The organism is Paenibacillus andongensis, assembly GCF_025369935.1.
GTDB lineage: Bacteria > Bacillota > Bacilli > Paenibacillales > NBRC-103111 > Paenibacillus_E > Paenibacillus_E andongensis.
On the sequence record NZ_CP104467.1, the window covers coordinates 3594688 to 3616953 of the forward strand.

Sequence of the window (22266 nt, forward strand, 5' to 3'; positions counted from 1 at the left end):
TAAGGAGGGGGGTACAATCAGATGAAGATCAAGGATTTATTGGTTCTTATAGGTATTATCGGTATTGTATTAATGATGATTGTACCGGTTCCAATCCCTTTGCTGGATTTTCTATTAATAATAAATATATCGATTGCTTTAATGATTATTTTGGTTGCTATGAATACAAAAGAAGCGCTTCAGTTCTCAATCTTCCCTTCTTTACTTTTGATTACGACATTGTTTCGTTTAGCGTTAAACGTCTCCACTACGCGGAACATTTTGTCGCATGCAGAAGCAGGCGACGTGGTCAGAACTTTTGGTTCTTTCGTTGCTCAAGGCAATATCGTTGTGGGATTCGTCGTGTTTCTCATCCTTGTCTTGGTACAATTCATCGTAATTACCAAAGGTTCTGAGCGCGTTGCCGAGGTTGCAGCGAGATTTACACTCGATGCGATGCCGGGAAAACAAATGAGTATTGACGCAGATTTGAATGCAGGCTTAATCAACGAGGTCCAAGCTCGTGAACGTAGACAAAAGATTGAACGAGAAGCTGATTTCTACGGAGCTATGGATGGTGCAAGTAAGTTTGTTAAAGGGGATGCCATTGCCGGTATCATCATCCTTGTCATCAATCTGATTGGTGGCTTCATTATTGGGATGACGATGAAAGGGATGTCTTTTACCAAAGCACTAGAAACATTCTCGATTCTAACCATTGGTGATGGACTCGTCAGTCAAATTCCTGCTCTGTTGATTTCAACGGCTGCGGGTATTATCGTAACTCGGGCATCATCAGAAGGAAATTTAGGTCACGATATCACCAAACAGTTAACCGGACAACCTAAACTTCTTTATATTGTTGCAGGTACTCTTATGGTGCTTGGCCTATTCACACCCATTCATTGGTACACTACGTTCCCGATTGCCGGATTGTTAATTTACGCCGCTTTTAAAATGCAAAAGAATTTGGAGCGCGAAGCGATCAAAGAAGAACAATTGGTTGAAGAGCAGCAAATTGAGGAAGTTCGTAGTCCTGAAAGTGTCATTTCCTTATTACAAGTCGATCCTATTGAATTTGAATTCGGGTATGGTTTAATACCTCTTGCTGATACTCAACAAGGTGGGGATTTACTAGATCGGATTATTTTGATTCGCCGACAATGTGCGCTTGAACTTGGGGTTGTTGTACCCGTAATTCGTATTCGCGACAACATTCAACTGCGGCCGAATGAGTATATCATCAAAATAAAAGGCAATACGGTAGCACGCGGCGAACTACTTCTTAATCACTACCTAGCCATGAGTCCTGGCATAGATGATGATTCAATTGCAGGCATTGAAACGACTGAGCCTGCCTTTGGATTGCCTGCTATATGGATAGATGAAGTGACCAAAGAAAGAGCGGAGCTATCTGGCTACACAGTCGTTGATCCTCCTTCAGTAGTGGCTACACATTTAACCGAAATTATTAAGAAACATACACATGAACTTCTGGGTCGTCAAGAAACTAAAGCACTTATTGAGAATGTTCGCGAGTCATATCCAGCACTTGTTGATGATCTTATTCCTTCCGTGTTGTCGGTGGGGGACGTTCAAAAGGTATTGGCTAAGTTACTGCGTGAGAAAATTTCTGTGCGTGACTTGGTAACGATATTAGAAACACTTGCTGATTATGGCTCTTATACGAAGGATCCGGAAATACTGACTGAGTATGTAAGACAATCACTGTCTAGACAAATTACTCAACAGTTTACTTCTTTAGGAGATTCCCTAAAAGTCATTACGGTTGGTCCTTCTGTAGAAAAGAAAATTGCGGATTCTGTTCAGCAATCTGACCAAGGCAGCTATTTAGCACTTGACCCATCCTCTTCACAAATTATTTATCACCGTGTCAGTGAGCAGGTTTCTAAATTAATTCAATCTGGACAACAGCCAGTTATTTTAACCTCACCAACGATTCGGATGTATTTAAGACAATTGCTTGAGAGAACTTTGCAAGATATTCCAGTATTGTCCTACAGCGAATTAGAGCCTAGCGTTGAAATTCAGAGTATGGGGGTAGTCAATTTATGAGAGTAAAAAGATACGTTGTCGATTCCATGCCAGACGCTTTACAAAAAATTCGCACGGATTTAGGCAAGGATGCTGTAATCCTCAATACCAAGGAAATTCGCACAGGGGGTTTTCTTGGTCTATTCGGTAAGAAAAAGATCGAAGTTATCGCAGCAATTGATGGAGCAAACACGAATCAAGGAGGGGCTGCTCAGCGGTTTACACCCCAACCTCAGCCTCAGTCTCAACAGCAAAGAGTCATGAGTCAAGATCAAATTCCAAAAGCCCAATCTCATCTATCTGATTTTCCAGAAGTCCCAGATGTGATCGCTCCTGTTGCAATCAAAAAAGAACCAGTTACCGTAAGCGCAGGTGTTGAGACGCAAAAAACTTTTGCTTCACAGCAGTCTTACTCACCGGTTTCAGTAAATACGCCTAATAGAGCTATTCTCAAAGATGAGCACCTCTTGGAGGAGCTCAAACAAATGAAGGAAATGATGAGAAAGCTTACTCATGCGTCCGAGGAGTCAAATCTCCCTGAACCATTACAGAAGATTGAACAACGATTAATAGACCAAGAAGTTGATCCTACATTAGTACGTCAAATCATGGATGAAGTTATTGCCGATTTTCAGCTTGCAGATGAGCCTGTAACAGACGAGACAGCTGTTCAAGTCGTACGATCCAAACTTGGGCAAATGCTTCAGTCTGAACGCAGCAAACAAATTTCTCCAGAAACTCGCGTAGTACATTTTGTAGGTCCAACAGGAGTTGGAAAAACGACAACCATAGCAAAGTTAGCAGCAGAACAAGTGTTGAAGTATCAACGTAAGGTTGGCTTTATTACTTCAGACACGTATCGAATTGCGGCCATTGAGCAGTTAAAAACATATGGAACAATCTTGAATGTCCCACTTGAAGTTGTTTTCTCACCTCAGGATTTAGCGAAAGCATTTCATAATCTAGCAGAATGTGACGTCATTTTCATGGATACGGCTGGTCGTAATTTTCGCAATGAAATGTATGTTTCGGAACTTAACTCTTTGCTTAAGACACAAGGAAATAGTGAGACCATTCTGGTTTTGAGCTTAACAACAAAGTATCGGGACATGAGAGCGATCACGAATAATTTTAATAAGTTTAAGCTAGACAAAGTATTATTCACCAAGATGGATGAAACTGACTCCTACGGTGCTATTGTAAATATTGTTAACGAGTTCTCACTACAACTTTCGTATGTTACGAACGGTCAAAGTGTACCCGACGATATTACAGAAATGAATGAGTGGCAAATCATCGATTTGTTATTGGAGGAACCTAAAGCATGAAGGATCAAGCAGAAGGGTTGCGGAACCTGGTACAGTTACAGAATGACAAAGGCACAAAAGCAACCAGGATTATTACCGTGACTAGCGGAAAGGGAGGCGTAGGTAAATCCAATTTTACGCTAAACTTTGCTTTAACGCTTCAGTCCCAAGGTTATAAGGTTCTTGTCTTTGATGCAGATATTGGGCTTGCCAACATCGATGTGCTGATGGGGATTTCTTCCAAATACAATTTATATCACTTGTTGAAAAAGGAAAAAACGATCTGGGAAATTATCCAGAAAGGCTACAATGATTTAGATTTTATAGCAGGTGGGTCTGGCTTTAACGATTTACTTCGATTAACCGATGAAGAACTGAACTACTTTGCCGAGCAAGTCATGCAGCTTAACGGATATGTTGATTTTATCATTTTTGACACAGGGGCCGGATTGTCCAAAGAAACGCTGAAATTTATACTTGCTGCCGAAGAAGCGTTTGTAGTAACAACGCCTGAGCCTACTTCCATAACAGATGCTTATGCCATTATAAAAATGGTTAACTCCATGGGACATGATGTTTCTTTTAAACTTGTTATTAACCGAGTAACCGATGCAAAAGAAGGTAAGCACACGGCTGATAAAATTTCTTTAGTAGCTAAACAATTTCTGGATATCCATATCCCTACACTAGGATTCGTTGATGATGACGTGGCTGTGTCTAAGGCGGTTAAAAAGCAAATTCCTTTTACGGTTGCTTTTCCGAATTCAGCTGCATCACGAAGTCTTCAAATGTTAGTTGCTAATTATATGAATGGTTATCGAGTAATCGAAACGCCATCATCCGGTGTCAAGGGCTTTTTAAATAAAATGATGAAACTTTTGAAATAGGATTTTCGCAAATCATGTCGAATATGCTCATAAGAGGGAGGGAAGCAGCTTGGCACCATATAACATTCTTGTCGTAGACGACTCCGTCTTTATGCGAAAAATCATAAGTGATTTGATTTCAGATAATCCTCAGTACAAAGTAATAGGAACAGCCAAAAATGGTCAAGAAGCCATTGAACAAGTGAAGCTATTACGCCCCGATGCCGTTACGATGGATGTAGAAATGCCAATTATGAACGGCTTGGATGCTTTACAGCGAATCATGGCAGAACAACCAACGCCTGTCATTATGTTAAGTTCCTTAACCCAGGAGGGTGCATCAGAAACGATTAAAGCACTCGAGTGGGGAGCTGTCGACTTTATTCGAAAGCCGTCAGGTTCCATATCTCTTGACCTGTATAAAGTTAAGCAACTTCTTCATGAGAAGCTGCATATGGCAGTTCGGACGAAGTTAAGGCCGGTTCCGCAGCAGCTTGTGTCTCCGAGGGTTACTCAACCGTTAATAGCCAAGAGTAATGCTAGCTTGGTGAAAACACCCGAGACTAAACTTATAGTAAAGCCTGCTTCTACGCATTTCGATCATCTAGTAGCCATAGGTACTTCAACAGGAGGTCCTCGTGCCTTACATCAGGTGATCTCTCATATTCCTGCAGGTTTTCCTGCACCGATCTTAATCGTTCAACATATGCCACCTAATTTCACCAAATCATTAGCCCAACGTCTGAATGACATTTCTCAGATACAGGTAGTCGAGGCTGCGGAAGGGGATGTGCTCCAAACGGCAACAGCTTATGTAGCACCGGGAGGATGGCATATGGTCATCTACAAGGATACGGATAAAACGTACAAGATTCGCTTGACCAAAGAAGAACCTCGTTCTGGCCACCGCCCCTCGGTGGATGTCATGTTTGAGTCCTTACTTGGTATGAGTGAGTTGAAGCGGCACATCGTCCTGATGACTGGTATGGGCAGCGATGGAGCCAAAGGCATGCTCGCATTAAAGCAAGCCGGTGTCTCAACGACCATTGCCGAGTGCGAAGAAACTTGTGTCGTATACGGGATGCCTAGAGCTGCTGTTGAGATCCAAGCTGCGATGTTTGTTCTGCCACAGCAAGATATTGCAAATCGATTAGCGCAATGCGTACTTAATTAAATGAAAATTAGTAAACAGGTTACATAATGATTCTTTTGGAGGTGTGTGGTTTTGGAACTTAGTCAATATCTATCCATGTTTATCGATGAATCGAAAGAGCATTTGCAATCTTTGAATGAGAACTTACTTAGTTTAGAAAGCAATCCTCAGGATATTAGTATTGTGCATAACATTTTCCGCTCTGCTCATACGTTGAAAGGGATGTCTGCAACAATGGGCTTCGAGGATATCGCTGCCCTAACGCACGAGATGGAAAATGTGTTGGACTTAGTACGTAACAGTAAAATTGAAATGAACCCATTCATTTTTGACTGCATTTTCAAAAGTCTTGATTCATTAGAGTCTATGGTTGAAGATATTATTCAAGGCGGTACAGGAAAAGCGGATGTTTCACCAATCGTCGCTGCTCTACGTTCCATCGTGACTGGTGACTATAAAACCGCACAAGCTCCAGAAGTGACAGCTGCGAAAGAACCAGCAAAAGGTATTGAAGTGGATGAGTTTCAATTTTCTATTCTTCAACAGTCCATTGATTCGGGTTTTCTTGTTTTCTATATCGAAGTAAGCGTAAATGAGAATTGTGTACTTAAGGCAGCAAGAGCCTATATGGTGTTCGATGCACTTGAGAGAATGGGCGAAATTGTAAAAGCGACGCCATCCGTACAAGAAATCGAACAAGAGAAGTTTGATCGTTCCTTCTCGCTTTATTTTATTTCTAAGGTGGATCAAGGAACGTTAGAGAAAGAAATTTTAAACGTATCCGAAATCCAATCAGCCGTCATTATCACAGTTGACTCAGAATCGCTTGTCGAATTATCCCGGCCAAGAAATGAAGTTGAGATGGCAAGACAAGAAATAGCTGCAGCGGTTGCAGAAGCGATCTCACCTGTGGTATCCGTCGAAACCGTACAACGTGTTGAGCCGGTTACAGCTGCTGCGAAACCAACGGCAGGTGGGGCTCCTGTAGCAAGTCGTACGATTCGAGTTGATATCGAACGATTAGATGCGCTCATGAATCTTTTCAGCGAACTATTAATTGATCGTGTACGTTTAGAACAGCTTGCTAGTGAGGTCAAACGTAATGATCTGACTGAAACAGTTGAACATATGTCTAGAGTCAGCAGCGATTTGCAAAATATTGTATTGAAGCTCCGCATGGTTCCTGTGGATTCTGTATTCAATCGCTTCCCACGGATGATAAGGGACTTGGCTAAATCGCTAGATAAGAAAGTAGATTTGGTTATTACTGGTGCAGAAACGGAATTAGACCGGACCGTTATTGATGAAATCGGTGACCCACTAGTACATTTACTGCGTAATGCTGTGGATCATGGTATTGAGTCAATTAGCGATCGTTTGGCTGCTGGCAAAAGTGAGCAGGGTACCATTCAACTGCGTGCTTTCCATAGTGGGAATCATGTCTTTATAGAAATTGAAGAAGATGGTAGAGGGATTTATAGAGAAAAAGTTTTGAAGACTGCACTGAAGAATGGCCTTGTAACAGCTGAACAAGCAGCAAAGCTAAGTGATTTGGAAGTTTACAACTTGTTGTTCGCATCCGGTTTTAGTACGGCTGAGAAAATTTCTGATATTTCTGGACGCGGCGTTGGTCTTGACGTTGTGAAGACGAAGATTCAGATGTTGGGCGGACATGTTCAAGTTGATTCCAAACCTGGTTTTGGAAGTAAATTCTCTGTTCAATTACCACTGACGTTGTCTATTATTTCTGCCATGCTTGTGCGTCTTGGTAGTGAAAAATATGCGATTCCGTTGTCATCCATTGTTGAAACATCAGCTATTCAAAAGAAACAGATTCGCAACATTCACGGTAACAAAATGGTGGAGTACCGTAATTCTGTTATTCCTCTTGTATCGCTCAGTACGTTGTTTGATGTGCCAGATTTCAATGAGGATCTTGAAGAAGAGACCGAAATTGTTGTTGTACGCAAAGGGGATAAACAAGTTGCCTTGATGGTAGACGAATTTATTGGTCAACAAGAAATCGTTCTCAAAACGTTAGGTAAATATTTATCCGGCTTATTTGCAATATCCGGTGCAACGATACTAGGGGATGGACAAGTCGCATTGATTATTGATCCAAATGCATTGATTAAATAATTACATACTTTTAGGGAGGGTTTCACAATGGGAGAAGAGAAAAAGGTAATCGTCTTCGCACTTGGAACGGAAGAGTACGGTGTGGAAGTTGAGAAAGTAAGAACGATCGAAAGAATGCAGCCAATGACGCGCGTACCTAAAGCACCGGCATTTATTAAAGGCGTTATTAATCTTCGCGGTGTTGTTATACCTATTATTGATCTTCGCTCAAGATTTGGACTTGAAGAGCAAGCTAATTCTGATGCTACTCGTATTATTATTGTATCTGCAGGTGACTTTGAAGTGGGTCTCATCGTAGATTCTGCGAATGATGTTATCGATCTGGACACGGACAATATTGATAATCCACCAGAAATTGTGGGCGGCATCAAAGCCAAGTATCTGGATGGTATCGCACGTGTCGGCGAACAAAGATTGCTTGTTTTGCTGAATTTAGAGCAAGTTTTGGATCGCGATGAACTTCAACAGTTAGAAAGAGTAGAGGAATAGCTTGTGGATGTGTTTAGCCGTTTAGAAGATTTTCAAATGGACGTTCTCAAAGAAGTAGGTAACATAGGTGCGGGGCATGCTGCTACCGCCCTATCTACTTTGCTGGATAAGCCGATTGATATGCTTGTTCCTAAGGTTAGAATGCTTCCTTTCGAAGAAATCTGTGAAAGTGTTGGCGGAGCAGAGACGGTAGTTCTTGCGATCTTCTTACGAGTAGATGGAGACGCGCCTGGAAATATGTTTTTTATTCTTGATTTAGATGCTGCCAAAAATATGCTAAGGGACTTGATTGGGTTAAATATCGAAAATCAAGAAGAGTATTCAGAACTGGAATTATCTGCTTTGAATGAAATCGGGAATATTCTAGCCGGTTCTTATTTATCCTCTCTTGCTGATTTTACGAATTTGAATATGCAGCCTACTGTCCCTGCTTTAGCCATTGACATGGCTGGTGCCATTTTAAGCTATGGATTATTGCAATTTGGCCAAATGGGAGATCAAGCACTTCTCATTGATACCAAGTTTATGGAAGGGGAAAATGAAGTACAAGGGCATTTCTTCTTAATTCCTGATCCGGAATCGTTTGGCAAAATATTTTCGGCATTAGGGGTAGAGTCTCCATGACGTTAGATAATTTAATTAAAGTAGGAATGGCTGACCTGAATGTTGCTCACCAGATAGGTGTATTGAAGACAACGGGGCTGGGTTCGTGTGTGGGTGTAACCTTATATGATAACCGCGTAAAAGTGGCAGGTATGGCTCATGTCATGCTGCCTTCCTCTGAGATAGCTCGTGAAGGCTCGCTGAACATTGCGAAATACGCGGATACAGCTATTCCTGAGTTGATTTCCAGAATGGAAAAGCTCGGAGCTACAGTGAATAGGCTAGAAGCTAAGCTTGCTGGCGGTGCTCAAATGTTTGCATTTGCGGGAAATAATGATACGATGAGAATTGGTCCGAGAAATGTAGAATCTTGTAAGGAAATGTTGAATAAATACAAAATTCCGATTCGCGCTGAGGATACCGGGGCTAATTACGGTCGAACGATAGAATTCCATAGTGAAACTGGCATCCTGGTTATTCGAAGTGTCCAATTAGGAGTAAAGGAAATTTAATGATGATAGGAACCATGCGAATTAATGTCATCGTAGCATCTTTGGCTGGCTTATTTACATTTGCCTTATCGATCGGCAATAATTTATTTCTTTCTTCTTGTCTTAAAAGTGCATACAGCTTTCTTATTTTATTCGTACTGACATTTGGTTTTAGATGGGTGTTGGGTGTAATGATAGGAGCTGAACATGCTGCAGGCGGAGCATCATATGTTAATCCCACGACAGAATCGTCCGTTGGTCAATCATTGGATTTGACTACACCAGATGAGGATGAAGAAACACGGGAGATGATGAAAGCTAACCTGGGCAGTAATAACTCTTTACTATCTAACGAAATGCAATTTTCACCACTGAATCCACCTAAGCTAGTCACCAAGAATAATTTGGACCCTGAACAACTGGCGGGTGCCTTAAGGCGAATGTCTGAAGACTAAGGATGGTGAAACGTAATCATGATCGAACAAAAGCAATCACAACTAGTTAACATAGAGTTATGGAAGCAATGGAAGGAGCAGGGCTGGGTACCCGCTAAGCAGTCGCTTATCGAGAGTTACTTGCCCTTAGTCGATTATGTTTCTGGACGTATGGCAATTGGACTTCCCAAGAGTGTTTCGAGAGAGGATCTATCGAGCTTTGGTGTGATGGGCCTTATCGATGCCGTAGAGAAATTTGATTATTCGCGCGGACTGCAATTCGAAACGTATGCTTCTTGGAGAATTCGCGGTTCTATTATTGATGGACTTCGTCAAGGAGATTGGGTACCTCGCTCTGTGAGAGAAAAAGCCAAGAAAGTTGAAGATGCTTACCAGAAGCTCGAACAGCAGTATCTACGTTCCGTTACGGATGCTGAGATTAGCAACTATTTACAAATTAGCGAGCAAGACTTTCAGCAGATGCTTCAGGATATTTCGATTACCACCGTTTGTTCGATTGATGATCCCATCCGTGAGGAAGATTCGGAAACACGTCTTTCATTACTTGTTGACGAAAAAGCAAAGAACCCAGAGTTTCAAGTTAATGAGTTTTATTTGAAGGAGTCATTGGCGAAGGCTATTGAACGATTAACGGAGAAAGAGAGAACGGTTGTCTCGTTATTCTATTTCGAAGAGCTCTCCTTAAGTGAAATTGCTGAGGTTATGAGTTTGTCTCCTTCTCGTATTTCTCAATTACATTCGAAAGCAATTCTTCGACTTAAAGGTGTGTTAGGTCGATTTAAGACGCAATTATTTCAAGATACATAATATACATTTAGAAGGTTATGAAAGGTGGTTTGTCTATGCTTGAGAGGAACATGCCTTTGGATTTCTACATTAGTATTTCCATCTCGGATGACAAATTAACAGCTTATTTGTTAATTAACAATGCTGAAGACGATTTTAAAGTAACAGCAGGTCAATTGGAAGAATTAGTTCAAACGAATCACATCGTTAACGGTTTAAATCGACCTTTACTTGCTCAAATTGCTGCAAATCCGAAACCTTTTTATCATCAAAAAGTTGCAATTGCAACGGGAACGAAGGCAATAGAAGGCCAGAGCGGCTATATTAAATATATTTTTGATTTTGATGAGGATGGGAAAAAACCTCAAGAGCTGGATGACGGCAGGGTGAATTATAAAGAAGTTGTATCGCTTCATAATGTTAGAAAAGGACAGCTTATCGGACAGCGTTTTCTGGCAACGGAAGGCACACCGGGTAGAGCCGTTACAGGTGAGACTCTTTTTACTAAAGCAGGGAAAGAAGCGAGATTTAAAGTAGGCAAGAATGTAGTAACAGACGCTGAACAAATGGGCCTTTATTCTACAATTGATGGCATGGTAGTAAGAACAGATCGTGACAAAATTAATGTATTTCCTGTCTATGAAGTGAATGGAAATGTTGATTATAATATTGGGAATATTGATTTTATCGGTACAGTCGTTATTCGAGGAAATGTTCTTCCTGGTTTTAAAATCCGTGCAGCAGGGGATATACGTGTCACCGGTGGTGTGGAAGCCGCAGAACTTGAAGCTGAAGGTTCGATTGAAATTAGTGCTGGTATTGTTGGACAGAATAAAGCACATGTCAAAGCAGGTAAAAATGTAAAGAGTTCCTTCATTCAAGATGCTATCGTTGAAGTCGCAGGAGAATTAACGGTTTCTCAGAGTATTATGCATTCAACGATAAGAGCAGGCAAAGCTGTAAATTGTAGTGGTTCCAAAGGACTCATAGTCGGAGGGACCATACAAGCCGGGGAGCGTGTCACTGCGAGGACAATTGGGAATTCGATGTCAACGGCTACAGTTGTTGAAGTTGGTGTTCTTCCAGAGCTTCGTAATGAAATGATTGATCTACGCAACCAACTAAAAGTACACATGGAAAATATGGATAAAACGGATAAAGCGCTTACGCTATTAAATCAATTAGCAGCTGCTGGTCAACTAGGCCCGGATAAAGTGGCCATGCGAATTAAGCTGACTCATACGAAAAAGCAAGCACTAGAAGAGCAAAATACCATCAAAGAACGTATTCTTGAGATCGAGAAATCGTTAGAAGACTCCGAAAAAGCAAAAGTAGAAGTATTGTCTACGATGTACGGGGGAACAAAAATTGTCATTGGCCGGTATACGAAATTTGTCAAAGATCCAACAAGCCGTATGACGTTCCGCTTAAGTGAAGGCGATATTTCGATGAGTGCCTATGTGTGAGTGAAGGAGAGGGTAAGCGATGAGTTTTAAAGCCATCGATTTACAGTTCGCTGTACACAAAAACGATGAAGCGGGCATCCGCCAAAATCAGCTTATGCAAAAGCCACGGCAGGACGAAACGATTTTGGAGAATCAAACTGCCCAAACAACGGAGAAGGATCGCCATCGCAGCAGCAAGCTTGAAGAGAGCGTTCGTGCAGATCTCAAGGATCATGGCGACCAGCGTCAGGAGTCTAATAGAGGTAAGGCTAAGAACAAAGGAAAGACAGTTTCGGCTTCCTCTGAAGGCACCAATCAACCAGATCATCCGTATAAAGGGCATCATATTGATTTATCCTTATAACTAGTTATCTCACACATAGAAAAAGGTGAACCCAATGGCTATGCAGCCGTGGATGTATGTCGTACTTCTAGGTCTTGTTTTGATTGTATACGCGCGTTTCCTGCCTAAAGAGCAAGCGGCAGTGTCCACTAAGACGAACGTAGTCCAAGAGATCGAGGAAACCATCGAGCATTTCGCTGCGGAGATGGATGAACAAAATCAAACGCTGCTCAATCTGTTCTCCAAAACGAAACAAGATTACGAGATAGAGCTTGCTAAGCTTGCAGGCAGACTTGAATCATTGGAAAAGCAAAAGCATGAACTGTCGCAGGAATTAACGAAAGTGCATGTCAATCATCAAATGAATCAAAGAACCGTCGCGGCAAGTGACGCACATTCTGATATTCAGCCTGCTGTTATCTCGGGAATTCCTACTGATAATTCAGCCCATTCTGTTCAAGTCGCTTCTTCTGAGCTTGTGGCACCTGCTAAAGAATCGGTAGTAGAAGAACCTATCTATACTGGATTGAGTATGAAGAGCAGATACCAAGAGCTATTTTCATTACATGATCAAGGAAAAGGCGTCGAAGCTATTGCTAAGAAGCTAGGGATGAATAAAGGCGAGGTCAGTCTAATCCTTCAACTATCCAGACAGGAGGAAAGGGCCCGTGTTTAAAAATAGGTCGTACGTTTTTGGAATTGGGACTGGAATTATTATAGGAGCCTTACTTCTGCAAATTATGTCCGTGCGGGCTAGCGCACCTGGTCAAGCGGGAATAGCATTGGATGAAATGGATCCACAGAAGCTAAAGGTAGAAGCTGCGAAGTACTATCAAGTGTTCGATAAGAATACAAAAGTATTTACGCAATCGGAGCTCGATGCAGCAGTATTGAAAAAGGTCAAAGAGGAAACTGACAAATTGGCGGCAGCAAAACCTCAGGATCAGCCCAAAGCAAATACACCTGAAGTTACTCCGAAAATAGTTATTTACGTACAGCCAAATCTTGATGCAACAGCTGTCAGTGAACTTCTCGTGAAATCTGGCATTATTACCGATCGTAAAGCTTTCATAACTGAGCTTGATAAACAAGGTGGCAGCACCAAAATTCAGATTGGTTACCATGTTTTTGAAGGTGTTACGGATATCCCCAAAGTCGTGACCAATTTAATTACAGTTCAATAGAAAGCCCGACAAATGGATCTTTATCATGAGGTCTGTTTTTGTTGTTTCTTTACATATACTTCCCATTTGTAGGGCAAAATGACTATCATGACAAAGGGTTGCATAGGCATTTCAGTTGTGGTATATTTATTCACGGTGTTAAAAACTCACGCCCGTCAATTTGCATAATGGTGCTTGCTTCGGTAAGTTTTATGCAAAGATGCGACAGGCGGCGGATACCAAATAAACCATTTTAGAGGAGGGATTGGGGATGGCAGTTATCTCCATGAAACAGCTTTTAGAAGCTGGCGTACATTTCGGTCACCAAACACGTCGTTGGAATCCGAAAATGGACAAATACATCTTTACAGAAAGAAACGGTATTTACATTATCGATCTACAAAAAACGGTTAAAAAAGTTGAGGAAGCTTACAACTTTGTTAAATCCGTTTCTGAAGATAATGGTACGATTCTTTTCGTAGGAACGAAAAAACAAGCACAAGATTCCGTTGCTGAAGAAGCAGAACGTTGCGGAATGTACTTCATCAACCAACGTTGGTTGGGTGGTACTCTAACAAACTTCCAAACGATTCAAAAACGTATTGACCGCTTGAAAACTCTTGAAAGATGGGAAGAGGACGGTACATTCGAAGTTCTTCCTAAGAAAGAAGTTATCATTCTTCGCAAAGAGAAAGATCGTCTTGAGAAATTCTTGGGCGGAATCAAGAACATGAAAGGTCTGCCTAGTGCACTTTTCATTATCGACCCACGCAAAGAGCGTATTGCTGTTGCGGAAGCTCGCAAATTGGGTATCCCAATCGTTGGTATCGTTGATACAAACTGCGATCCGGACGAAATTGATTACGTGATCCCAGGTAACGATGATGCGATTCGTGCCGTTAAATTATTAACAGCTAAAATTGCTGATGCAGTTATCGAAGCACACCAAGGTGAGCAAACAACAGCTTAATCTATAGGAATGTGAAAAGGGTGGTTGGAAGGTGTAACAGCCTGTCACCACCCTTTTTTTAAAGAATCAATAGGTATTACATACCAATAACAACTATCGGGAGGTTTCTTTCAATGGCAGTTACAGCAGCACAAGTGAAAGAGTTACGTGAAAAAACAGGCGCAGGGATGTTGGATTGTAAAAAAGCGCTTGAAGAAGCAAATGGTGATATCACCAAAGCAGGCGAATTGCTTCGCGAGAAGGGTCTTTCTGCAGCAGCTAATAAAGCAGGCCGTATTGCTACAGAAGGCGCAGTTGAATCTTACATTCATGCCGGCGGTAAAGTAGGCGTACTTGTTGAGATTAACTGTGAAACTGACTTCGTTGGTAAAACAGAGCAATTTCGTACTTTCTGTAAAGACATCGCAATGCATATCGCAGCGGCTAACCCGACTTATGTTCGCCGTGAAGAAGTACCAACAGAAGCTTTGGAGAAAGAAAAAGAAATTCTTCGTAACCAAGCTTTGAATGAAGGCAAACCAGAGAAAATCATTGACAAAATGGTTGAAGGCCGTATTGGTAAATACTATGAAGAGTTCTGCTTGATGGAGCAACAATTCGTTAAAGATCCAGACAAAACCATTGACCAATTGTTGAATGAAAAAATCGCTGCAATCGGTGAGAACATCTCCATTCGTCGTTTCGTACGTTTCGGCCTTGGTGAAGGTCTTGAGAAAAAACAAGAGAACTTTGCGGAAGAAGTTATGTCCCAAGTTAAACTATAATAGGCATTTACTAAAGATGGAACACTTGGTGTTCCTTCTTTTTTAGCCCATAAGAGAGATGTTTTTAAGCATTGAAACGGAGGTTATACAAGTTGGGTCAACCTTTTTATAAAAGAATAGTGCTAAAATTGAGCGGCGAAGCTTTGGCAGGACAGCAGGGTTATGGCATTGATTCGGAAGTGATTACTTCCATTGCCCAACAGGTGAAGGATGTTGTGGAATTAAATGTAGAAGTCGCTATCGTTGTGGGCGGTGGAAACATTTGGCGTGGTATTGCAGGTAGTGAGAAAGGTATGGATCGTGCGACAGCCGATTACATGGGTATGCTTGCAACCGTCATGAATTCATTGGCTCTGCAGGATGCACTGGAGAATCTGGATGTGCCTACAAGAGTTCAATCATCCATTACTATGCAGCAAGTGGCTGAGCCATACATCCGTAGAAGAGCAATGCGTCACCTTGAAAAGGGGAGAGTTGTTATCTTCGCGGCAGGTACAGGGAATCCATACTTCTCAACCGATACAACAGCGGCTTTAAGAGCAGCTGAAATTGAAGCAGAAGTTATTCTCATGGCCAAAAACAAAGTAGATGGCGTATATTCGGCTGATCCATTCAAAGATCCAACAGCGAAGAAATTCGAGACGTTAACTTATATGGAAGTTATCAGTAACAATCTTGGTGTCATGGATTCCACCGCATCTTCCCTTTGTATGGATAACAACATCCCGTTAGTGGTGTTCAATATCACAGAAAAAGGGAATATCAAACGAGTGGTCCTTGGCGAGAAAATTGGGACTACAGTTAAAGGGAGTGTCTAAACCATGCCACAATCAGTAAAAAAGAATGCAGAAGATCGGATGGATAAAGCAATTGGCGCCTTGAGAAGAGATTTAACATCTCTTCGTGCAGGTCGTGCTACGCCATCTTTGTTAGATCGCATCCAAGTGGAATATTACGGAGCGATGACACCTGTGAATCAACTTGCGAATTTAACAACACCGGATTCACGTACTTTACTCATTCAACCATGGGACAAAAGTTCGATGACATCGATTGAGAAAGCGATTATGAAGTCTGATTTAGGATTAACGCCATCTAATGATGGCTTGGTTATTCGAATCGTTATTCCAGCTTTAACAGAAGAGCGTCGTAGCGACCTTGTGAAAATGACGAAGAAATTTGGCGAGGAAGCAAAGATCGCTATTCGTAACATCCGTCGTGATGCAAACGATGAGATCAAAAAGTTAGAAAAAGCAGGGATATCGGAAGATGAGTCCCGCAAACATCAAGAGGATATCCAAAAGTTTACGGATAAATTCGTAGCTGAAGTTGAGAAAGTTTTGGCTGCTAAAGAAAAAGAAATCATGGAAGTATAAGATAGATATGCCCCCGGGTATTCGCTGGGGGTTTTTCATCTTTCCCTAGTTGGGAGGAACAACTGTGCTCAAGCTAATTAAGAAATGGTTAGGTATCAACGGTAAGTCTGTTTCTTCAGCTATACCAGCTATCGAATTAGATAAAGTGCCAGCACATGTCGCTATCATTATGGACGGTAACGGCCGTTGGGCTAAGCAAAGAGGCTTGCCACGTGTAGCAGGGCATCATTCCGGGATGAAAAATGTTAAGAAAATTACGATGGCTGCCAATGAGATCGGTGTTAAAGTGTTAACGATGTATGCTTTTTCAACCGAAAATTGGAAAAGACCGAAGGAAGAAGTTGAATTTCTAATGAAACTTCCTCAAGAATTTTTTCCTTTAGAAATTGAAGAGCTGATCGAAAACAATGTTCGTATCCGAATGACGGGTTGGAAAGAAGGCTTACCTGACTACACACTCAAAGCGATTGAGGGAGCTATCGAACGGACGAAAGATAATACAGGACTCATTCTGAACTTTGCCTTAAATTATGGTGGACGTAAAGAAATGATTGCTGGTGTTCAGGATATGATTCGTGATGTTCAAAATGGCAAACTACAAATAGAAGATTTGGATGAGGCAAGTTTTTCTTCCTATATGTTAACTTCGGATTTACCAGATCCAGACTTGTTAATTCGAACAAGTGGTGAGCTTAGACTAAGCAACTTTCTTCTTTGGCAATTAGCATATTCGGAGCTTTGGTTTACGGAGGCGTACTGGCCGGAATTCACGGAATCATTATTTATGCAAGCAATTGCAGAATATCAGCGCCGCGGGAGAAGATACGGAGGTATCTAATCACTTCGTATGCTTCCAGCGCGTGTTCATCTAGGGGGATTCATCTTGAAGCAAAGGATCGTCACGGGAGTCATTGCCGGGCTCGTATTCATTACGTTATTAGTATTAGGTGGTTATTGGTACGCGGGATTAATCGTGTTACTGTCAATTATCGGCTATCGTGAATATATGCAAATGAATGGCTTCACGAAGTATAAATTAACAGCGGTTGTTGGTTTAATCTCCTTGTTATACTTAACGGTGCCATGGGAAACGTTTGGTGGTTCACTTCCCGTTTCTACGTCCGCTATTATTTGGCTGACTATGTTTGTCTTGCTTTTCATAACAGTCGCTTCAAAAAATACGATTACAATCGATCAGGTTTCTGTTATTTTGCTTGGTGTCATTTACATAGGTTTTGGATTCAATTATATGATTGCTACACGCTTAGCGGAGCATGGCTTATTTTGGTCAATCGTTGTATTTGTATGTATTTGGGCTTCGGATTCTGGAGCTTATTTTGTCGGTTCGAAGTTGGGTAAACATCCTCTATGGCCGCAAATCAGTCCTAAGAAGTCAATTGAGGGTGCTATAGGTGGCGTCGTTATTTCGATGATTGCCGCGCTAGGTTTTGCTTGGTATGCACCGGATATGCTTGGGCTTGGCAAGGCTTTGGTGCTTGGCTTCGTTATTGCTGTAGTTGGACAAGTCGGAGACTTAATACAATCAGCTTATAAGAGAGTTAAGGGGATTAAAGATACGGGAACCTTGCTTCCCGGGCACGGTGGTGTACTCGATCGAATGGATAGTTGGCTTATCGTATTTCCATTTATTCATTGGCTTGGAATTCTTACTCACTAACAGTCATAGGAGAGGTGGAATAGGATGAAACGGATTGCCATTCTGGGTTCAACAGGGTCTATTGGTACACAAACCTTGGATATTGCTCAGCATGCCCCAGATAAATTTCAGATTGAAGCATTATCTGGCGGTTATAATAGTCAATTATTGATTGAACAGGTTAAAAAGTTTCACCCCAAAATTGTATCGGTTGCGACCAAGGAACTGGCCGACGAAGTTTCTAGAAATGTTTCGTCATCAACCAAGGTGTTATATGGTGAAGAGGGATTAATGGAAGTCGCGGCATCAACTGATGCAGATTTGGTAGTAACAGCGTTGGTAGGGAGTCAGGGGCTTAAGCCAACAATGGCAGCGATAGAAGCTGGTAAACACATTGGTCTTGCAAATAAGGAGACGCTAGTGAGTGCAGGCCATATCGTAAAGGATGCGATTCGTCGAAAAGGAGTGTCTTTGCTGCCAATCGATAGTGAGCATTCGGCTATCTTTCAATGTTTGAATGGCGAGAATCGCTCACAAATAGACAAGATTATACTAACCGCATCTGGTGGTTCCTTTCGGGATCGGTCACGTGGAGAATTAGAAGGAGTAACGGTCGAGCAAGCCCTCCAACATCCGAATTGGTCGATGGGAGCCAAGATTACGATTGATTCCGCAACGATGGTCAATAAAGGCCTTGAGGTCATTGAAGCTCACTGGTTATTCGATCTCTCCTATGACCAAATAGATGTTCTTATTCATCCTGAAAGTGTCATTCATTCCTTTGTAGAATTTGTTGACAATAGTGTTATTGCTCAGCTTGGCAATCCGGATATGAGAGTTCCTATCCAATACGCATTAACCTATCCAGACAGATATCCCACGCCTACCAATCGGTTAGATCTGGCTGCCATCGGAAAGCTTCATTTTCGCGAGATGGATTACAATCGGTATCCATGTTTGCGAATGGCCTTTGAAAGCGGCAAACAGGGAGGCACTTCACCTACTGTGTATAATGCAGCGAACGAAATCGCTGTTGCACGCTTCCTCAAAGGTGAGATTACGTTCTTGCAAATTGAACAGATCATTGATGCTGTTTTGCAAAAACACGAGACCCATTCGAACCCTCATCTAGAGGTCATTCATGAGCAGGATATTTGGGCAAGAGCCATGGCATCATCCATCGTATTTTAATTTCATGAGAGCTTAGGTCAGCGAGGTTGGCTCGGCTCTTTTTTTCAATCAATCACCTAGGCGCTTTATAAAGTAAAGTCTAATTCAAACTCCCGGCTCGTATACTGTGCTAAAAGGGCATAGCTTGTATTCAGCAGTTCAATAATGGTAATCTAAGAACATGCTGTCCATACATGGATGCTTAGAAGGCAGGTTTTCAAACGAAAACGTTATGGTTTTTGCAAACATAGGTAAGTTTTCAGAAGAAAACTCGAAGGAGGAAATACGACTTGTCAGCCATAGAAGTTGGATTGAAGGTTATTTTGTTGTTTTTCGTTCTCGTTACGATTCATGAATGGGGTCATTTTTACTTTGCGAAACGCGCAGGCATCTTAGTTCGTGAATTTGCAATCGGCTTTGGACCCAAAATTTTCTCATATAAAAAAGGGGAAACGCGCTATACTTTACGCATTTTGCCAATTGGTGGATTCGTTCGGATGGCAGGGGAAGACCCAGAAATCGTCCAAGTGAACCCAGGACAAACGGTTGCCGTTAAATTAAATAAACAAAATGAAGTGTCATCTCTATATCTTGATCAACTAGATCGGCGCTCAAATGTTATTATTGGTGTCGTGGAACAGATTGATTTAGAAAGAGCGCTTCAAGTATCACTTGATGTTGACGGAGAAAGGGTTACTTATCCCATTGATCCACAAGCTATGATGGTGACCAAAGGGACAGAGACACAGATTGCTCCATATGATCGTCAGTTTGGTTCGAAAACGGTAGGCCAGAGAGCCATTGCTATCGTCATGGGGCCTGTGATGAACTTCATCCTCGCCATTGTGTTGTTCTTAATCGTTGTTATTATGTCGGGTGTATTTACAAACGTTAAGCTGGATTCCGTACTTGCAGGTAAGGCCGGCGAGAAGTCAGGTCTTCACAAAGGGGATATCATCATATCGATTGATAATCAGCCAATTGGTGATGACCGCGAGAAGCTTGTCACCTCAATTCAATACTCCGCAGGAAAGCCGATGACCTGGGTTGTGGATCGTGCTGGGAATCCAATTACACTTCAAGTTACACCTGAAATGGAAGCAGGGGCTGGCAAGCTCGGCGTAGTCATTTCTGGGGATCGCAGAAGCGCAACCTTTAGCGAAGTATTAACTGGCACATACGAACAAGTCGTTGGAACAACGATTGGCATTGTCACAGGTTTAAAGAAGCTAGTTATGCTGCAGTTTAAACTTGATGATCTTGGCGGACCTGTCCGGACAGCTCAAGTATCAGCTGAGTTTGCCAAAATGGGAATAACTTACTTAATCTCGTGGGCAGCTACGTTAAGCTTGTATCTTGGTATATTTAATCTCCTGCCTATTCCTGCTTTAGATGGAAGTCGACTTCTATTTATGGGTCTAGAGGCATTACGCGGGAAACCAATTGATCCGAACCGAGAAAGTATGGTTCATTTTGTTGGTTTTGCACTGCTCATGCTGCTCATGGTGGCAGTTACTTACAATGATATTTTAAGATTAATTAAGGGATAGTCCTAAATTGTAGGAGGGTTTATGTCAAACGATAAACAGTTTGTTAAAGAGATAACACCACAGGGAGAGGATTTCTCCCGTTGGTACATAGATGTGATCAAGAAAGCTGATCTGATGAGTTATTCGCCAGTGCGCGGCTGTATCGTGTTTAAACCGGATGGCTTTGAAATATGGGAAAACATACAACGTGAACTCGATAGTAAGTTTAAAGAAACGGGTCACCGGAACGCTTATTTCCCTTTGTTTATTCCAGAGAGTTTTTTCCAGAAGGAAAAAGAACACGTGGAAGGTTTTAATCCAGAGCTGCCTTGGGTCACTGAAGCAGGTGGAGAGAAGCTCGAAGAACGTCTAGCTATTCGTCCAACTTCGGAAACGATGATTGGTCACATGTATTCGGAATGGATCAACTCCTATCGCGATCTTCCCCTTTTGATTAATCAATGGGCTAACGTTGTTCGCTGGGAAAAGCGCACATTGCCTTTCCTGCGAACTACAGAGTTCTTGTGGCAAGAAGGTCATACGGCTCATGAAGATGAGCAGGATGCTCGCCGCGAAACGATGCAAATGCTGGAGGTATACCGCCAATTTGCGGAAGATTTCTTAGCGATCCCAGTCATCGTTGGGCAGAAGACTCCTTCCGAGAAGTTCGCAGGAGCTGTTGATACGTTCTCCATCGAAGCAATGATGAAAGATGGGAAAGCGGTGCAAGCAGGGACCTCTCACTATCTAGGTACGAATTTTGCAGTTGCATTCGATATCAAGTTCTTGGACCGTGAAAATCAGCATCAGTTTGCACATACAACTTCATGGGGAGTTAGTACTCGACTCATCGGTGCACTTATCATGGTGCATGGCGATGATCGTGGATTGGTATTGCCGCCTAAAGTTGCCCCTACACAGGTCATCATGATTCCGATTGGTCCGCCAAAAACACGTGAACAAGTGATTGGACGAGTAGACGAATTATATGCTGAGCTTAAGAAAGCTTGCGTTCGAGTTAAAGTAGATGATCGTGCAGACCAAAGCCCAGGTTGGAAATTTAATGAATATGAAATGCGCGGTGTACCGATTCGTGTTGAATTAGGGCCTCGAGATATGGAAAATGGACAAGTTGTTCTTGTCTCTCGTGTAAGCGGGGAGAAGAAAACAGTGCAGCAAGCGAATTTTGTCGAAGAAATTCAAAATTTACTTGCTGAGATTCATCAGCAGATGTATGATAAAGCGAAGCAGTTCCGTGACGAGCATTACATAGCGGTGGATTCCATTGATGAGTTCAAAACGTTCTTGGAGACCAAGCGCGGGTTTGCTCTAGCTGGCTGGTGCGGCTCTGACGCTTGTGAAGAGCAAGTGAAGCAAGAAACGGGTGCAACAAGCCGGAATATTCCTTTCACACCTTCAGAAACGAAATCAACATGTCTGGTTTGTGGCGATGCTGCTAAACATACGGTCGTTTTTGGCCGAAGTTATTAATGACAATCAAGGGCAAATGGAAGCAATAATTCCAT

The 22266-nt window shown here is 42.1% G+C and carries 23 protein-coding genes; all 23 read left to right on the forward strand.

Features of this window, described 5'->3' with window-relative positions:
* Positions 1-21: 21 nt before the first annotated feature.
* The 23 genes from flhA to proS all read left to right on the forward strand — a co-directional run bounded on the left by flhA (position 22) and on the right by proS (position 22231).
* A complete protein-coding gene (flhA, locus tag NYR53_RS15930; protein ID WP_261306040.1) occupies positions 22-2055 on the forward strand; it encodes a flagellar biosynthesis protein FlhA in 2034 nt (677 codons plus the stop codon).
* Complete coding sequence (flhF, locus tag NYR53_RS15935; protein ID WP_261306041.1) at positions 2052-3362, forward strand: flagellar biosynthesis GTPase FlhF; 1311 nt, start codon at positions 2052-2054, stop codon at positions 3360-3362. Before flhA ends, flhF begins: the two co-directional genes overlap by 4 nt.
* Entirely contained in the window at positions 3359-4228 is an 870-nt protein-coding gene (locus NYR53_RS15940; RefSeq protein ID WP_261306042.1) for a MinD/ParA family protein, read from the forward strand. Before flhF ends, NYR53_RS15940 begins: the two co-directional genes overlap by 4 nt.
* A 49-nt stretch (positions 4229-4277) precedes the next feature.
* Positions 4278-5381, forward strand: a complete 1104-nt coding sequence (locus NYR53_RS15945) for a protein-glutamate methylesterase/protein-glutamine glutaminase (RefSeq protein ID WP_261306043.1) — start codon at positions 4278-4280, stop codon at positions 5379-5381.
* A 51-nt stretch (positions 5382-5432) separates the two neighbouring features.
* On the forward strand, positions 5433-7499 hold the full coding sequence (locus NYR53_RS15950; RefSeq protein WP_261306044.1) for a chemotaxis protein CheA: 2067 nt from the start codon (positions 5433-5435) through the stop codon (positions 7497-7499).
* Positions 7500-7526: 27 nt separating this feature from the next.
* On the forward strand, positions 7527-7988 hold the full coding sequence (locus NYR53_RS15955) for a chemotaxis protein CheW (RefSeq protein WP_057301540.1): 462 nt from the start codon (positions 7527-7529) through the stop codon (positions 7986-7988).
* Positions 7989-8024: 36 nt separating this feature from the next.
* On the forward strand, positions 8025-8612 hold the full coding sequence (locus NYR53_RS15960; RefSeq protein ID WP_437180184.1) for a chemotaxis protein CheC: 588 nt from the start codon (positions 8025-8027) through the stop codon (positions 8610-8612).
* Positions 8609-9103 (forward strand): chemotaxis protein CheD, encoded by a 495-nt coding sequence (locus NYR53_RS15965; protein ID WP_261306046.1) that lies wholly within the window; start codon positions 8609-8611, stop codon positions 9101-9103. The genes NYR53_RS15960 and NYR53_RS15965 overlap by 4 nt, the downstream gene beginning before the upstream one ends.
* A complete protein-coding gene (locus NYR53_RS15970; RefSeq protein WP_261306047.1) occupies positions 9103-9537 on the forward strand; it encodes a hypothetical protein in 435 nt (144 codons plus the stop codon). Before NYR53_RS15965 ends, NYR53_RS15970 begins: the two co-directional genes overlap by 1 nt.
* Positions 9538-9555: 18 nt before the next feature.
* Entirely contained in the window at positions 9556-10344 is a 789-nt protein-coding gene (locus NYR53_RS15975) for a FliA/WhiG family RNA polymerase sigma factor (RefSeq protein WP_261306048.1), read from the forward strand.
* A gap of 35 nt (positions 10345-10379) precedes the next feature.
* Positions 10380-11789 carry a flagellar assembly protein A gene (locus tag NYR53_RS15980; protein ID WP_261306049.1) on the forward strand — a complete coding sequence of 470 codons (1410 nt, stop codon included), beginning with the start codon at positions 10380-10382 and terminating at the stop codon, positions 11787-11789.
* Between the two features lie 19 nt (positions 11790-11808).
* On the forward strand, positions 11809-12132 hold the full coding sequence (locus NYR53_RS15985; RefSeq protein ID WP_261306050.1) for a hypothetical protein: 324 nt from the start codon (positions 11809-11811) through the stop codon (positions 12130-12132).
* A 34-nt stretch (positions 12133-12166) separates the two neighbouring features.
* On the forward strand, positions 12167-12787 hold the full coding sequence (locus NYR53_RS15990) for a hypothetical protein (protein WP_261306051.1): 621 nt from the start codon (positions 12167-12169) through the stop codon (positions 12785-12787).
* Positions 12780-13295 carry a hypothetical protein gene (locus tag NYR53_RS15995; RefSeq protein WP_261306052.1) on the forward strand — a complete coding sequence of 172 codons (516 nt, stop codon included), beginning with the start codon at positions 12780-12782 and terminating at the stop codon, positions 13293-13295. Before NYR53_RS15990 ends, NYR53_RS15995 begins: the two co-directional genes overlap by 8 nt.
* A 250-nt stretch (positions 13296-13545) precedes the next feature.
* Positions 13546-14244 carry a 30S ribosomal protein S2 gene (gene rpsB, locus NYR53_RS16000; RefSeq protein ID WP_029195233.1) on the forward strand — a complete coding sequence of 233 codons (699 nt, stop codon included), beginning with the start codon at positions 13546-13548 and terminating at the stop codon, positions 14242-14244.
* A gap of 113 nt (positions 14245-14357) precedes the next feature.
* Positions 14358-15008, forward strand: a complete 651-nt coding sequence (gene tsf, locus NYR53_RS16005) for a translation elongation factor Ts (RefSeq protein WP_161405824.1) — start codon at positions 14358-14360, stop codon at positions 15006-15008.
* A gap of 92 nt (positions 15009-15100) precedes the next feature.
* Positions 15101-15826 (forward strand): UMP kinase, encoded by a 726-nt coding sequence (pyrH, locus tag NYR53_RS16010; protein ID WP_029195235.1) that lies wholly within the window; start codon positions 15101-15103, stop codon positions 15824-15826.
* Positions 15827-15829: 3 nt separating this feature from the next.
* On the forward strand, positions 15830-16384 hold the full coding sequence (gene frr / locus NYR53_RS16015; protein ID WP_029195236.1) for a ribosome recycling factor: 555 nt from the start codon (positions 15830-15832) through the stop codon (positions 16382-16384).
* 64 nt (positions 16385-16448) lie between these two features.
* Positions 16449-17222 carry an undecaprenyl pyrophosphate synthase gene (gene uppS, locus NYR53_RS16020; RefSeq protein WP_056832853.1) on the forward strand — a complete coding sequence of 258 codons (774 nt, stop codon included), beginning with the start codon at positions 16449-16451 and terminating at the stop codon, positions 17220-17222.
* A 45-nt stretch (positions 17223-17267) separates the two neighbouring features.
* Entirely contained in the window at positions 17268-18062 is a 795-nt protein-coding gene (locus tag NYR53_RS16025) for a phosphatidate cytidylyltransferase (protein ID WP_261306053.1), read from the forward strand.
* A gap of 24 nt (positions 18063-18086) precedes the next feature.
* A complete protein-coding gene (locus NYR53_RS16030; RefSeq protein WP_261306054.1) occupies positions 18087-19232 on the forward strand; it encodes a 1-deoxy-D-xylulose-5-phosphate reductoisomerase in 1146 nt (381 codons plus the stop codon).
* A 269-nt stretch (positions 19233-19501) separates the two neighbouring features.
* Positions 19502-20761: an RIP metalloprotease RseP gene (gene rseP, locus NYR53_RS16035; RefSeq protein WP_261306055.1), complete on the forward strand. Its 1260-nt coding sequence runs from the start codon at positions 19502-19504 to the stop codon at positions 20759-20761.
* A 21-nt stretch (positions 20762-20782) separates the two neighbouring features.
* The gene (proS, locus tag NYR53_RS16040) at positions 20783-22231 is read left to right on the forward strand and encodes a proline--tRNA ligase (protein WP_261306056.1); all 1449 of its coding nucleotides are present in this window, start codon (positions 20783-20785) and stop codon (positions 22229-22231) included.
* Positions 22232-22266: the final 35 nt, after the last annotated feature.

Excerpts from the sequence above, each read along its gene's own strand:
- flhA (WP_261306040.1), top strand. The coding sequence starts at position 22 with ATGAAGATCAAGGATTTATTGGTTCTTATAGGTATTATCGGTATTGTA.
- flhF (WP_261306041.1), top strand. The coding sequence starts at position 2,052 with ATGAGAGTAAAAAGATACGTTGTCGATTCCATGCCAGACGCTTTACAA.
- NYR53_RS15940 (WP_261306042.1), top strand. The coding sequence starts at position 3,359 with ATGAAGGATCAAGCAGAAGGGTTGCGGAACCTGGTACAGTTACAGAAT.
- NYR53_RS15955 (WP_057301540.1), top strand. The coding sequence starts at position 7,527 with ATGGGAGAAGAGAAAAAGGTAATCGTCTTCGCACTTGGAACGGAAGAG.
- NYR53_RS15960 (WP_437180184.1), top strand. The coding sequence starts at position 8,025 with ATGGACGTTCTCAAAGAAGTAGGTAACATAGGTGCGGGGCATGCTGCT.
- NYR53_RS15965 (WP_261306046.1), top strand. The coding sequence starts at position 8,609 with ATGACGTTAGATAATTTAATTAAAGTAGGAATGGCTGACCTGAATGTT.
- NYR53_RS15970 (WP_261306047.1), top strand. The coding sequence starts at position 9,103 with ATGATGATAGGAACCATGCGAATTAATGTCATCGTAGCATCTTTGGCT.
- NYR53_RS15975 (WP_261306048.1), top strand. The coding sequence starts at position 9,556 with ATGATCGAACAAAAGCAATCACAACTAGTTAACATAGAGTTATGGAAG.
- NYR53_RS15980 (WP_261306049.1), top strand. The coding sequence starts at position 10,380 with ATGCTTGAGAGGAACATGCCTTTGGATTTCTACATTAGTATTTCCATC.
- NYR53_RS15985 (WP_261306050.1), top strand. The coding sequence starts at position 11,809 with ATGAGTTTTAAAGCCATCGATTTACAGTTCGCTGTACACAAAAACGAT.
- NYR53_RS15990 (WP_261306051.1), top strand. The coding sequence starts at position 12,167 with ATGGCTATGCAGCCGTGGATGTATGTCGTACTTCTAGGTCTTGTTTTG.
- rpsB (WP_029195233.1), top strand. The coding sequence starts at position 13,546 with ATGGCAGTTATCTCCATGAAACAGCTTTTAGAAGCTGGCGTACATTTC.
- tsf (WP_161405824.1), top strand. The coding sequence starts at position 14,358 with ATGGCAGTTACAGCAGCACAAGTGAAAGAGTTACGTGAAAAAACAGGC.
- frr (WP_029195236.1), top strand. The coding sequence starts at position 15,830 with ATGCCACAATCAGTAAAAAAGAATGCAGAAGATCGGATGGATAAAGCA.
- NYR53_RS16030 (WP_261306054.1), top strand. The coding sequence starts at position 18,087 with ATGAAACGGATTGCCATTCTGGGTTCAACAGGGTCTATTGGTACACAA.
- proS (WP_261306056.1), top strand. The coding sequence starts at position 20,783 with ATGTCAAACGATAAACAGTTTGTTAAAGAGATAACACCACAGGGAGAG.